This is a genomic window from Streptomyces sp. NPDC051243 (genome assembly GCF_044455405.1).
Classification (GTDB): Bacteria; Actinomycetota; Actinomycetes; order Streptomycetales; family Streptomycetaceae; genus Streptomyces.
Genome location: NZ_JBITES010000018.1, coordinates 166,124 through 179,223, shown reverse-complemented (window position 1 = coordinate 179,223; position 13,100 = coordinate 166,124). Strand labels below are relative to the sequence as shown.

At 71.4% G+C, this 13,100-nt stretch carries 10 protein-coding genes; 6 read left to right on the top strand and 4 right to left on the bottom strand.

Annotation, left to right across the window (positions count from 1 at the left end; all coding sequences use genetic code 11):
• Nucleotides 1-11: 11 nt before the first annotated feature.
• Genes ACIBAG_RS37370 through ACIBAG_RS37360 form a run of 3 tightly spaced genes read right to left on the bottom strand, consistent with a single transcriptional unit; the run spans nt 12 to nt 4,995 of the window.
• Nucleotides 12-3,524, bottom strand: a complete 3,513-nt coding sequence (locus ACIBAG_RS37370; protein ID WP_399111525.1) for a 5-oxoprolinase/urea amidolyase family protein — start codon at nt 3,522-3,524, stop codon at nt 12-14.
• On the bottom strand, nt 3,521-4,174 hold the full coding sequence (locus tag ACIBAG_RS37365; protein ID WP_399111524.1) for an urea amidolyase associated protein UAAP2: 654 nt from the start codon (nt 4,172-4,174) through the stop codon (nt 3,521-3,523). Before ACIBAG_RS37365 ends, ACIBAG_RS37370 begins: the two co-directional genes overlap by 4 nt.
• On the bottom strand, nt 4,171-4,995 hold the full coding sequence (locus ACIBAG_RS37360) for an urea amidolyase associated protein UAAP1 (RefSeq protein WP_399111522.1): 825 nt from the start codon (nt 4,993-4,995) through the stop codon (nt 4,171-4,173). Before ACIBAG_RS37360 ends, ACIBAG_RS37365 begins: the two co-directional genes overlap by 4 nt.
• A gap of 1,434 nt (nt 4,996-6,429) precedes the next feature.
• Here ACIBAG_RS37360 and ACIBAG_RS37355 point away from each other — a divergent pair.
• From ACIBAG_RS37355 to ACIBAG_RS37330, 6 genes are all read left to right on the top strand, one after another.
• Nucleotides 6,430-7,065 (top strand): TetR/AcrR family transcriptional regulator, encoded by a 636-nt coding sequence (locus ACIBAG_RS37355; RefSeq protein ID WP_399111520.1) that lies wholly within the window; start codon nt 6,430-6,432, stop codon nt 7,063-7,065.
• 346 nt (nt 7,066-7,411) lie between these two features.
• Nucleotides 7,412-9,007, top strand: coding sequence for a sensor histidine kinase (locus ACIBAG_RS37350; RefSeq protein ID WP_399111518.1), 1,596 nt, complete (start codon nt 7,412-7,414; stop codon nt 9,005-9,007).
• Nucleotides 9,004-9,411 (top strand): roadblock/LC7 domain-containing protein, encoded by a 408-nt coding sequence (locus ACIBAG_RS37345; protein WP_031486688.1) that lies wholly within the window; start codon nt 9,004-9,006, stop codon nt 9,409-9,411. Before ACIBAG_RS37350 ends, ACIBAG_RS37345 begins: the two co-directional genes overlap by 4 nt.
• Complete coding sequence (locus ACIBAG_RS37340; protein WP_399111516.1) at nt 9,408-9,806, top strand: DUF742 domain-containing protein; 399 nt, start codon at nt 9,408-9,410, stop codon at nt 9,804-9,806. Before ACIBAG_RS37345 ends, ACIBAG_RS37340 begins: the two co-directional genes overlap by 4 nt.
• The gene (locus tag ACIBAG_RS37335; RefSeq protein WP_399111515.1) at nt 9,787-10,407 is read left to right on the top strand and encodes a GTP-binding protein; all 621 of its coding nucleotides are present in this window, start codon (nt 9,787-9,789) and stop codon (nt 10,405-10,407) included. The genes ACIBAG_RS37340 and ACIBAG_RS37335 overlap by 20 nt, the downstream gene beginning before the upstream one ends.
• 177 nt (nt 10,408-10,584) lie before the next feature.
• On the top strand, nt 10,585-12,075 hold the full coding sequence (locus ACIBAG_RS37330; RefSeq protein ID WP_399111513.1) for a cytochrome P450: 1,491 nt from the start codon (nt 10,585-10,587) through the stop codon (nt 12,073-12,075).
• Between the two features lie 48 nt (nt 12,076-12,123).
• Here ACIBAG_RS37330 and ACIBAG_RS37325 read toward each other — a convergent pair whose 3' ends face one another.
• Nucleotides 12,124-13,083 carry an RluA family pseudouridine synthase gene (locus tag ACIBAG_RS37325; RefSeq protein ID WP_399111512.1) on the bottom strand — a complete coding sequence of 320 codons (960 nt, stop codon included), beginning with the start codon at nt 13,081-13,083 and terminating at the stop codon, nt 12,124-12,126.
• Nucleotides 13,084-13,100 lie beyond the last annotated feature (17 nt).

Sequence of the window (13,100 nt, the reverse complement as noted above, 5' to 3'; positions counted from 1 at the left end):
CTCCTTGGGATTCAGCTCGCGGCGGGCGCGAGAACGACCAGCGCCGTCCCCGCCTCCACCTGATCTCCGGGCCTGGCCAGGACCTCCACGACCACGCCGGCCATCGGCGCGTCCACCCTGGACTCCATCTTCATCGCCTCCAGGGCGAGCAGCGGCTGTCCGGCCGTCACCTCGTCACCCGGCCGCACGTTCAGCTGCCACACGGACGCCGCGAACTCGGCCTCCACCAGCCGCCCGCCGGGCGGTACGGCCACCTCGGCGGCGGGCGTGGCCGACGGGGCCTCCTGCTCGGCCCGGGCGAACTCGCCGGCCGCCTCCCACGCGTCCCGCTCCGCCGCGAAGGCGGCCCGCTGCCGGCCCCGGAACTCCGCGATCGACTCGGCGTTCTCCGCCAGGAAGGCCCGGTACCCGGCGAGCGAGAAGGTGCCCTCCTCGATGCGCGGCACGAACCGCCCGGAGGTGATGTCCGCGCGCAGCTCCAGCAGTTCCTCGGCATCCACGGGGTACCACCTGATCCGGTCGAAGAACCGCAGCAGCCAGGGCGACCCCGGCTCGAACGCCCCGCGCTGCTGCCACCCCGACCACACCTGGGTCGTACGGCCCACGAACTGGTAACCGCCGGGTCCCTCCATGCCGTAGATGCACAGGTAAGCCCCGCCGATGCCGACCGAGTTCTCCGCGGTCCAGGTGCGCGCCGGGTTGTACTTGGTGGTCACCAGACGGTGCCGCGGATCCAGCGGGGTCGCCACCGGGGCGCCCAGGTACACATCGCCAAGGCCCAGGACCAGGTACTCCGCGTCGAAGACCGTGCGGTACACGTCCTCGACCGACTCCAGGCCGTTGACGCGCCGGATGAACTCGATGTTCCACGGGCACCAGGGAGCGTCGTCGCGCACGCCCGCCATGTAGCGGGCGATGGCCTCGCGGGTGGCCGGATCATCCCAGGAGAGGGGAAGGTGGACGGTGCGGGACGGGACGACGAGTTCGTCGGTGGGCGGCAGCGACGCGACCAACTCCCTCACCTCGGCGAGGAGTTCGTGCTGCGGCAGCCGGTTCGGATCCGTCTGGATCTGGAGGGAGCGGATGCCCGGGGTCAGGTCGGTGATCCCGTTCCGGGCCGCGTCGGCGACCGCCTCCATCAGCGCGTGGACGCGCATGCGCAGAGCCAGGTCCAGCTGCATCGGACCGAACTCGACCAGCAGGTTGTCGTCACCGCAGCGCCGGTACGTCACATCGCCGTCCCGCGCCAGCACACCGCCGTCCACGATCACGGGACGTTCCCGGCCCGTCACGTCCACCGGCCGGAAGCGCACCGTGTCGCCAGGGCGCGCCTGCCCCAGCTTCCAGCGCTCGCCGCTGATCACCGTCGCCGGGCACACGAATCCGCCCAGCGACGGGCCGTCCGGGCCGAGCAGCACGGGCATGTCGCCCGTGTAGTCGACGGCGCCGACGGAGTACGGCGTGTCGTGGATGTTGGACGGGTGCAGGCCCGCCTCACCGCCGTCGGAGCGCGCCCAGCGCGGCCTGGGGCCGACGAGCCGTATGCCGGTCCGGGCCGAGTTGAAGTGGACCTTCCAGTCGGCGGCGTAGAAGTCGCGGATGTCGTCCTCGGTGAAGAACTCCGGTGCGGCGTGCGGTCCTTCGACAGCCGCGATGTGCCATACGGCACCGAAGTCCGGCCGGTCCTTCGACGGCACGGGCGACCCCTGGACGACGGTCCCGCCGTGCAGCACGTCACCGCCGCGCAGCGCACGTCCGCCGTGCCCGCCGAACCGGCCGAGCGTGAAGGTGCCCGCGCTGCCCAGGAAGGCCGGGACGTCGAGGCCGCCCGCGACGAGGACGTACGTCCGCAGACCGTGCTCGGCCGGGGCTCCGACCTCCAGTACGGCGCCCGCCGGAACCGTCACCGGCTCCCACTGTGCCACCGCCGTGCCGTCGACGGTCACCGGAGCCGGGGCGCCGGTCACGCACACGGTGGTGGGGTGCGTGAACCTCAATGCGGGGCCCTGGAGCGTGCATTCGAGGCCGGGCGCGCCCTCATGGTTGCCCAGTGCCCGGTTGCCGAGCCGGAAGGACAGGTCGTCCATCGGGCCGGACGGCGGTACGCCGACCTGCCAGTAGCCGGTGCGGCCCGGCCAGTCCTGCACCGTCGTGAGGGTGCCGCCGGAGACGACCTCGATGCGGGGCGTCGGGTCGGTGACGGACGCGAGGGTCGCCGTCGAATGGGTGGCCTCGCCGAAGCTCCGGTCGGCGAGCGCCGCCCGTACCAGGCCGAGGTTGGTCTCGATGCCGTCGACGCGGGTGCGGGCCAGCGCCTCGTCCAGCCGTTCCAGCGCGTGGGCGCGGTCGGGGCCGTACGCGATGATCTTCGCGAGGAGGGGGTCGTACGACGTCGTCACCTCGGTGCCCGTCTCGACCCAGCCGTCGACCCGCACCCCGCTCGGGAACTCGACCCGCGTCAACAGGCCCGCACTGGGCCGGTGTTCACGCGACGGGTCCTCGGCGTAGAGGCGGGCCTCGACTGCGTGGCCGCGTGGTGCGCCCGGGTCGCGGACGACGTCGCGCTCGCCGCGTGCCAGGCGCAGCATCCAGGCGACCAGGTCGACGCCGTAGATCTCCTCGGTGACCGGGTGTTCGACCTGGAGGCGCGTGTTGACCTCGAGGAAGCAGGCCTCGTCGCGGTCGGCGTCGTAGACGAACTCGACCGTTCCGGCGGAGCGGTAGCCGACGGACGCGCACAAGTCGCGGGCGGAGGTGGTCAGTTGTTCGCGTATGCGCGGTGGGAGGCCCGGTGCCGGGGCCTCCTCCACCACCTTCTGGTTGCGCCGTTGCAGCGTGCAGTCCCGGTCGCCGAAGGTGACCACCTTGCCCTCGCCGTCGCCGAAGACCTGGACCTCGACATGGCGGGCGTGCTCCACGAGCCGTTCCAGGAAGACGCCGGCGGAGGAGAAGGAGGCGGCGGCGACACGCTGGACCCGCTCCCAGGCCTGCGTCAGTTCATCGGCGGATCGACATGCCGACATGCCGATACCGCCTCCGCCGCCGGTCGCCTTGAGCATGACGGGATAGCCGATGACCTGGGCCTCTTCGAGTGCCTCGGCGAGGGATCCCAGCAGTCCCGTCCCCGGCGCCAGCGGCACGCCCGCCGCCTGCGCCGCCGCGCGCGCCGTGTGCTTGGCCCCGAACAGCTCCAGCTGCTCGGGCGTCGGTCCCACGAACACGATCCCGGCGTCCTCGCAGCGCCGCGCGAACGCCGCGTCCTCGGACAGGAAGCCGTAGCCGGGGTGGATCGCCCCGGCCCCGCTGTCCTTCGCCGCCTTCAGCACCAGGTCGGTGTCGAGATACGACTCCTTCGCGGGCGCCGGGCCGAGCCGTACGGCCCGGTCGGCGAGGCGGACGTGGGGCGCCGAGCGGTCCGGGTCGGAGAACACGGCCACCGTGCGCAGGCCCAGTTCGCGGGCCGTGCGGATGATGCGGACGGCTATCTCGCCGCGGTTGGCGACGAGCAGCGTGTCGAAGCTCATCCGGCGGCCCCGATCGTCATCTCCACCGCCGTCGGCTCGAAGCCGTTGCAGGGGTTGTTGATCTGGGGGCAGTTGGAGACGAGGACGAGGACGTCGCGCTCGGCGCGCAGCGTCAGCTTCAGACCAGGGGCCGAGATGCCGTCCACGATGCCGAGGGTGCCGTCCTTCTCGACCGGCACGTTCATGTACCAGTTGATGTTGGAGACCAGATCGCGCTTGCCGAGGCCGTGCTTCGCGCCCTCGGCGAGGAAGTTGTCCACGCACGCGTGCTGCGACCAGGTGTGGTGGCCGTAGCGGAGGGTGTTGGACTCCTTGGAACAGGCGCCGCCGACCGTGTCGTGGCGGCCCACCTCGTCGTCGACGACCGTCATCAGCGGCGTGTACTCGTTCGACATCAGCACGCTGCCCGTGGTCAGGAAGATGGTGCCCTGCGCGTGGACGGTGTCCGGCGCGCTGTAGCGGATGGACGTGTCGTGGGCGTCGTACACGAGGAAGTCGACGGCCTGGTTGCCGTGCAGGTCGGTGATGGTGAGCGTCTCGCCGGCGTGGACGACGGACGACCAGGGGGCACGGGCCGGTACGACGGTGGTGGCGGCGGTCGTGGTGATGGTCGTGGTGGTGGTTGTGGCCGTGCGCGTGTTTGCGCTCATGCGTGCCCCCTCGCGGCGAGGAATTCGGCGGTGTTGAGGAAGGCGCGGCGGCCCTCGGGTGTGGCGTTCCAGAGCGGGTCGTCGGGGGCGGTCGGCGCCGCGCGCCAGGCGAGCACCTCCAGCGGGGTGCTGACGTACTCGGGGCGCGGGTCGGCCGGATGCGGCACGTTGGCGATCAGCACGGTCACGTCCTGCTCGGCGCGCAGCGTCACGCTGCCGCCGGGGCCGGCCGAGCCGGTGAAGTCGAGGGTGCCGTCCTCGCGCACCCCGACGCCCTGGAAGAAGGACAGCGACGGGGGCAGGTCCCGGGGCTTCAGGCCGTTCTTCGCGGCCGCCAGCTTGAACAGTTCGCGGCCGGCGGGGGACGGGGACTGAGGGGCGCCGTCGCCGTAGCGCTGGGTGTTGCGGGCGAGGGTGGACGTGCCGCACAGGGCGTCGTGGCGCCCGGAGGTGTCGGCGACGACGCTCGCGAGCACGCGGCCCTGGTCGGACAGCAACAGGCGGCCCTCGCCGAGGTAGGCGTTCCACTGCACCTTCACCGTGTCGGCGACGTTGAGCCGCTCCCAGGGGCGGTCGGCGACGTACAGCAGCAGGTGCGCGCAGGCGTCGCCACGCAGGTCGGTCAGCCGCAGCTCCGTGCCGCGCGCCAGCACCCGGTGCGTGTAGTTGCCGCCCGTCACCGTCTCGGCCCACACCAGATGCCCCGCCGCACAGGGCGGCGCCGGCCACTCCCGCGCCGGCACGACGGGCATCGCCTCGGTCCGGGAGCCTTCCTGGGCACGGGCGTGGTCTCGGGCTCCGTAAGTGGTCTCTGTCGCCATACGCGGGACCTCCGGTTCGGATGACGGCCTGCGGGCTCATTTCTGTCGCCCGACAGAAATTAGGTACGGGGTGGGTCGGGGCGATTGCGCGGGCGTTGCCGGGTAGTTACCGAGGGCTCGTGGGGGAGGGGGTGAGGGGGGCGGGACCTCTCGTGGGCCGCAGCGATTCGTGGGGCTGGACTTGGGCGGGCCGACTTGTTCTGTGGGGCTGGGGTGCGGTGGGCCGGCTTGTTCTGTGGGGCTGACGTTGGGCGGGCCGACTCGTTCTGCGGGGAGGAGCGCGGTTTGCTCTGTCGGGCTGGACTCGGTGGTCGGCATGTTCTGCGGGCCGGACTCCCGTGGGCCGTCCTGTTCCGCGGGCCAGGGCCCGGGCCCTGGCCCTGGCTCTGGCGGGCTGCTTCGTTTCGAGGGTCTGCGCTCTGCCGCGCCGCGCTTCGCCGCGGCGCGCCGCTCTCGCGTCGTGGATCCTCCGGCGATGCCCCTCCACGGACCCCGCGCACCACACCAAGGTCCCCACCCCACCGGCGCCCGTCTCCCGGCCAACCTCCGCCACGCTCCCGTAATTCGGAGCCGCTCGCAAGGCATGTCGGCCCCTGCGCCGGGCTCCCCGCGCCGACGGCGGACCGCCCGCCCAGGCGTCCGGACGCGCCGCCCGGCCCTGGCGTCGGCGGGGTTCCGCCCACCCGGGCCGCCCCAGCGGCGAGACTTGTCGCCGGCTGGGCGATAGGAGGTGACCGCGTGTGCCTGCTGCCCCCGGGGGTGGCCTGGTCGTGGCTGGGTGGAATGAGGTCTGGCCCGTGTCTGCCGCCCCCCGTGACCGTTGGCTTCCCGTGGCTGGGCGGTACGAGGTGCCCGACCGTGCCTGTCGCCTCCGGTGACCGTTGCCTCCTCGCGGTTTGGCGATAGGAGGTGCCCGCGTGTGCCTGCTGCCCTCGGGGTGGCCTGGTCGTGGCTGGGTGGAATGAGGTCTGGCCCGTGTCTGCCGCCCCCCGTGACCGTTGGCTTCCCGTGCCTGGGCGATAGGAGGTGCCCGACCGTGCCTGTCGCCCCCGGTGACCGTTGCCTCCCCGTGGCTGGGCGATAGGAGGTTCCTGCGCGTGCCTGCCGCCCCTCGGTGACCTGGCCGTGGCTGGGCGATAGGAGGTGCCCGCGCGTGCCTGTCGCCTCCGGTGACCGTTGCCTCCCCGCGGTTTGGCGATAGGAGGCGGCCGCGTGTGCCTGCTGCCCTCGGGGTGGCCTGGTCGTGGCTGGGTGGAATGAGGTCTGGTCCGTGTCTGCCGTCCCCCGGTGACCGTTGGCTTCCCGTGGCTGGGCGGAACGGTTGTCTGGCCCGTGCCTGCCACCCCCGCAGCGTGACCTGCTCGCAGCTGGGTGATCGGTGGCCGTCGGCCGCGCCGAGATCGTCGTACGCCCCCATGTGCGAGGATCGAACCCATGGGTACGTCAGGTGGGCCGGGAAGCCGACGGGTCGGTCGGCCGCGGGTGGCTCGGCGGGCGGACAGCGGGCTGGAGCCGCGTGCCGAACTCCTCGCTGCGGCCGCCGAGTTGTTCACGACCCGGGGCTACGCCGCCACCACGACCCGCGCCGTCGCCGAGCGCGCCGGCATGCGGCAGGCGTCGATGTACCACTACGTCTCCGGCAAGGAGGAACTCCTCGCCGAGCTCCTGGAGTCCACCGTCACACCCTCCCTGACGTATGCCCGCGAGCTCCTCGCCGACGACGCCACCCCGGCCGAGGACCGGCTGTGGGAACTGTGCCGCGCGGACGTGGAGCTGCTGTGCGGCGGCCCGCACAACCTCGGCGGGCTGTACCTGCTGCCCGAGGTGCGCGCCGAGCGCTTCGCCGGCTTCCACGCCGTGCGCGCCGAACTCAAGGACTCCTACCGCCAGTTGCTCGCCGCCACGGCCGCCGGCGGCGCGCTCGCGAAGGGCGAGCTGGACCTGCGTACGGATCTGCTCTTCGGCCTGATCGAGGGCGTCATCCTCGTCCACCGCTCCGACCCGGAGCGCCCGGTGTCGGTGTTCGCCGAGGCCACGGCGGACGCGGCCCTGCGCATCGCGGGAATCTGAACCTCCGGCCGAACGACGTCCGAGCCTCGTCGGACCCCGCCACAAGCTCACCCTTCACCCGTCACGGTGAGTATCTTTCGTACACCCGCACGCCGTGACGGCCCGTGTACGAATGTAAGCCGAGCGTATAAATGGAGCCGAGCGTACTCCTCTCGCGCGCCCCATTTCAGGTGCTTGCTGAATATGACATGGCGATGATCCGGTCGGACTAAGCTCGCCCGCAGCGCACCGAGTTGAGGCGTATTCGTGCGCTTGTTCCCAAACATGCAGAAGATTCCGGCATACCCATGACGTACCCCGCTGCAAGCTCCCCCTACACCCACCCGATTCGTTTCAGAGGGCCCACATGGTGAGCGTTCAATCCCCGACCCGTCGCCGTGAACTCCCGTACGTGCGCGTCCTGTTGCTGCCCGCCATAGTCATGGCCGCGGCAACCGGAGCCGCCGTCGCCGTAGTGGCGGAACCGGCCCGGACGGCCGTCGGCGTGTGCGGTGCCGTGGCCCTGCTGCTGGTGCTGGCATCCGCTGCCGAAGTGCTGCGCCGCGGCCGTGCCCTGCGGGACGAGCGGGCCGAGCACGCCCGTCACACCGCTTATCTGGAACGGCGTGTCGCCGCCCACGACGAGGAGATGGTCCGCCTCGCCACGGAGATCACGCCCGCCGCGATCTATCGGTTGCGCTGTGGCAATTCACCCTATGAGGTGATTCGCGATCTCGCCGAGATCGACCCGTCCTACGCCCAACTCCCCCCGGCGCAGATCGCGCTGGTGAAGTCGATGCTCGACATCGTCGACTACGAGGAGTCGCTGCGCGACTCCGCCCAGCGCTCCTTCGTCAACATCGCCCGCCGCGTCCAGGCGATCGTCCACCAACAGGCCGTGGAACTGCGGGAGATGGAGGAGGACCACGGCCGCAACCCCGAGGTCTTCGACGACCTGCTGCGCATCGACCACGGCACCATGCTGATCGGCCGCCTCGCCGACTCCATCTCCGTGCTCGGCGGCGGCCGCCCGGGCCGGCAGTGGCCCAACCCCGTCCAGCTGTACAGCGTGCTGCGCGGCGCCATGTCCCGCATCCTGGAGTACCGCCGCATCAAGCTGGACTCGATCGCCCAGGTCAACGTCCGCGGCATCTCCGTCGAGCCGGTCATCCACGCCGCTGCCGAACTCCTCGACAACGCCACGCGCTACTCGCCCCCGCAGACCGAGGTGCACGTCACCGCCACCGAGGTCCAGACCGGCATCGCGATCGAGATCGAGGACGCCGGCGTCAGCCTCAGCGAGGAGGCCCGGGCCCGGGTCGAGGGCATGCTGGAGCGCGCCAAGATGGGCGGAGACCTCCAGGAACTCGGCGAGTCCCCGCGACTCGGTCTCGCCGTCGTGGGCCGCCTGTGCACGGCCTTCAACATGCAGGTCTCCCTGCGCACCTCCGCGTACGGCGGCGTCCGTGCCGTCCTGGTGATCCCGCGCGAGATGCTGACCACCGACCCCGCGCCCGGATACGCGCACGGCATCGGTGCCGTGTCGGCGCCCAAGCTCGGACCCGGTGCGCTCGAAGGCCCCAAGCGCACGCCCAAGAAACGACGCCCCACCAGCCCGAAGATCCCCGCCACGGTCTCCATGGAGGACGACGTCCCCGTGGTCACCGAGTGGACCGCGGGCGGCCTGCCGCAGCGCCGGAGCCGGGTCAAGACCCCGCTCAGCAAGCGCCTGGCCGAGCAGGCGGCCATCGAACGGGCCGAACGGGAGGGCAGGCCGACCGTCTGGTCGACGCCGAAGCCCGAACCCGAGCCCGTGCCCGAGCCGGAGAAGGACGAACCCGCTCCCGGTGCCTGGGTCGAGGCGTTCTGGAACGGCCTCAAGGACAAGCCCGACCCCTACACACTCCAGCCGCGAACCCAACCGGCCCGCCGCGAGGCCGACGACGAGGGGGACCACAAGTGATCCAGCAGCGCGCCAACTTCGACTGGATGCTCAAGGAGCTCCACGACGGCGTACCGGGCATCGAGATGATCGTGGTGCTCTCCGCCGACGGCCTGCGCATCGCCCGCTACGGCGGCGACCCGGACACCGCCGACCGCGTCGCCGCGGCCTGCGCCGGCCTGCAGAGCCTGGCGAGCGCGGTCGCCACGGAGATCCCGAACAGCGACGGCAAGATGAAGATGGTCCTCATCGAGATCAACGGCGGCTACTTCTATCTGATGGCCGCCGGCGCCAACGCCTATCTCGCCGTGCTCTCCGACACGTTCGCCGAACCGGGCCTGATGAGCAACCGCATGTCCGACCTCGTCGGCCGCATCGGCGCCCATCTCACCAGTCCGTCGAGGCGCAACGGGCAGACCGTATGACTCCTCCGCAACGCCAACGGCGATACCCCAAAGGACAACCGCCCCCACGACTGTCCCAGCCGAGGCAGAAGAAGAATCCGGAACGGCTCTTCGTGGTGGCCGGGAAGGACGGCGCCGAGCGCGCCGAGCTCGACCTGGTCACCTTAATCGTGGCGAGCGCCGACCCACCGCCCTCCGCCGCGCCCGAGCAGGCGGCGCTGCTCCGGCTCTGCACGACCCCCCTGTCCGTGGCCGAGCTCTCGGCCTATCTCAGTCTGCCGTTCAGCGCGATGACGGTCCTGCTCACCGACATGCTGACGGCCGACCTGGTGACGGCGCGCGCCCCCATCGTGCGCCAGGCCGTCGCCGACCGGTCCCTTCTCGAAGCGGTGATGCATGGACTTCAAAGGCTCTGACACCATCCCCGGTCCACGGACCGAGGATCAGCTGCCGCACACGGCAGAGGCCGCGGTCAAGATCGTGATCGTGGGCGGCTTCGGGGTCGGCAAGACGACCATGGTCGGTTCGGTCAGCGAGATCAGGCCGCTGACCACCGAGGAGACCATGACGCAGGCCGGCATCGGCGTCGACGACAACTTCGGCTCGGACTCCAAGACGGCCACCACCGTCGCCATGGACTTCGGCCGGATCAGCATCACCGACCAGCTCGTGCTGTACCTCTTCGGCACGCCCGGCCAGGAGCGCTTCTGGTTCCTGTGGAACGGGCTGTTCGAGGGCGCGCTCGGCGCGGTCGTGCTGATCGACACGCGTCGGCTCGAAGTCAGCTTCGACGTGATAGGGCGACTGGAGGAGCGCGGCGTGCCGTTCGTCGTCGCCGTCAACTCCTTCCCCGACGCGCCCCGTTACGCCATCGCCGATCTGCGCGCGGCGCTCGACCTCGACGAGGAGATCCCGATCGTGGAGTGCGACGCACGCCGCCGGGCGTCCAGCCGTGACGTCCTGATGACCCTGATGCACTTCCTGCACTCGCTCGCCATGTCGGGCGCGCTGAGGTAGGGCGCGCTCAGGGAGGGTGCGCCCAGGGAGGGTGCGCCCAGGCCTGGCTCGCGTTCGGGCCGGGCTCCCCGATCGCCCGCACCCGCAGGGCACTTGACTCGCCGGACCACTCCCCATAACCCCACGCAACTCCCCAGACGACTCCCCTGACACCGGATCCACTTCGGAGCGACCACTGTGACGCCTGAATCCCCTTCCACGACCGGTACGCACGACGCCTTTCCCGCCCCGCCGCCCGGCTGCCCGGCCCATGGACTCGGACCCGGAGGACTGCACCGGCTCCACGAGGCGGAGGACCTGGCCGAGCTGTACGAGCAACTGCGCGAGCAGCACGGGCAGGTGGCGCCCGTACTGCTCCACGACGACGTGCCGATGTGGGTGGTCCTCGGCCACACCGAGAACCTGCACATGGTGCGCACGCCCTCGCAGTTCTGCCGGGACAGCCGTATCTGGACCCCGCTCCTCGAGGGCATGGTCAAGCCCGACCACCCGCTGATGCCGCTCATCACCTGGCAGCCGATCTGCTCGCACGCCGAGGGCGACGAACACCTTCGGTTGCGCGGCGCGGTCACCGGCGCCATGTCCACCATCGACCACCGGGGTCTGCGCCGGCACATCAACCGTTCCACGCAGCGGCTCGTCAACCGGTTCTGCGAGGAGGGCCGCGCCGACCTGGTCGCCCAGTTCGCCGAGCATCTGCCCATGGCCGTGATGTGCGAGATCCTCGGTATGCCCGACGAGTACAACGACCGGATCGTCGAGGCCGCCCGCGACATGCTCAAGGGCACCGAGACCGCCATCGCCAGCAACGCGTACATCATGGAGGCCCTCATGCGGCTCACCGGCAAGCGCCGGGCCCAGCCGCAGGAGGATTTCACGACCCACTTGATCAACCACCCGGCGCGGCTGACCGACGAGGAGGTCGGCCAGCACCTGCGGGTCGTCCTCATCGCGGCCTACGAGGCCACCGCCAACCTCCTCGCCAACGTGCTGCGCGTCGTCCTCACCGACCCGCGTTTCCGCGCCCAGCTCAGCGGCGGCCAGATGACCGTGCCGGAGGCGGTCGAGCAGTCCCTGTGGGACGAGCCGCCGTTCAGCGCGGTCCTGGGCTACTTCGCCAAGCAGGACACGGAGTTGGGCGGTCAGCACATCCGCAAGGGCGACGGGTTGCTCTTCGCCCCCGCCCCCGGCAACGTCGACCCCCGGGTACGTCCCGACCTGTCCGCCAACATGATGGGCAACCGGTCCCACCTCGCGTTCGGCGGGGGACCGCACGAGTGCCCCGGCGCGGACATCGGCCGTGCGATCGCCGAGGTCGGCGTCGACGCGCTCCTGATGCGGCTGCCGGACGTGGAACTCGACTGCGCCGAGGAGGAGTTGGAGTGGCGGCAGTCGATGATGTCGGCCCACCTGGTGGAACTGCCGGTCCGCTTCGCGCCGAAACCGCCGCAGGACGTGATGCAGAAGCCGGGCCACGCCCCGGTCCCGCCCCAGCGCGCCACCTGGCAGGTCGGCACGCCCCAGTCCCAGCCGGCAGCCGCCCCGACCGCCCAGCCGACAGCAGAACAGTCGCCCACGCCGACTCCGGCGCCGGCTCCGGCGGCGCCTGAACCGGCCCGGCGGAAGGGGGCTTGGCGGCGGTTCCTGCGGTGGTTCAGGGGTAACTGAGCGGCGTATCAGGGTCGGTGTCCGGCATCCGCACGGGGGCACTCGTGCTCAGATGCCGGGCTGCTCCGCCCTCCATCCGGCGTACGAGGCCCATGCCTCAAGGGTCCTCGCGCTCCGGAACCGATGTGCCACCCCCGTCACCGGATCGGTGAACTCCAGTGACCGCGCCAGCAGTTGGAGCGGACGCCGGAAGTCGTCGGCCGGGGCGGGGGCGGTCACCTCCGGGTACAGCGGGTCGCCGAGGAGCGGTACGCCCAAGGCGTTCATATGAACCCGTAGCTGGTGGGTCTGCCCGGTGGCGGGCGTCAGCCGGTACCGGGCAATCCCCTCACGGTGTTCTACGACCTCGACGTACGTGACGGCGTTCGGTTCACCCTCGACCTCCCGCGCGGCGAGCACCCCGCGCTCCTTCACGATGCGGCTGCGCACGGTCCGCGGCAGGGCGAGCCCGGAGTCGTACGGCGCCACGGCCTCGTACTCCTTGCGCACCCGTTTGTCGCGGAACAGCGTCTGATACGCGCCGCGCTCCCCGGGCCGCACAGTGAACAGCACCAGCCCGGCGGTGAGCCGGTCGAGCCGGTGTGCGGCGCTCAGCGTCGGCAGTCCCAGCTCCCGGCGCAGCCGCGCCAGCGCGGTCTCGGTGACATGACCGCCGCGCGGCGTCGTGGCCAGGAAGTGCGGCTTGTCGGCGACGACGATGTGCTCGTCGCGGTACACCACGTCCACCGCGAACGGCACCCGCACCTCCTCGGGCAGCTCCCGGTGGAACCACACGAACATCCCCGGCACATACGCCGCGTCCGCAGCCACCGGATTCCCGTCCGCCCCGACGACCAGCCCCGAGTCGAACATCCCGGCGACGACCCCGGGCCCCGCCCCCGAGAGCCGCTCCACGAGATGCTCCCGTACGGTGGCCCACGACCCGCCGAAGGGCAGCCGCACCCGCACCGCGTCGATCCCGTCGCGCTGCGGCAGGGGGGAGGGCGGGGGTGGCGTACGGCGTCTCATCACGATCAAGCGTACGG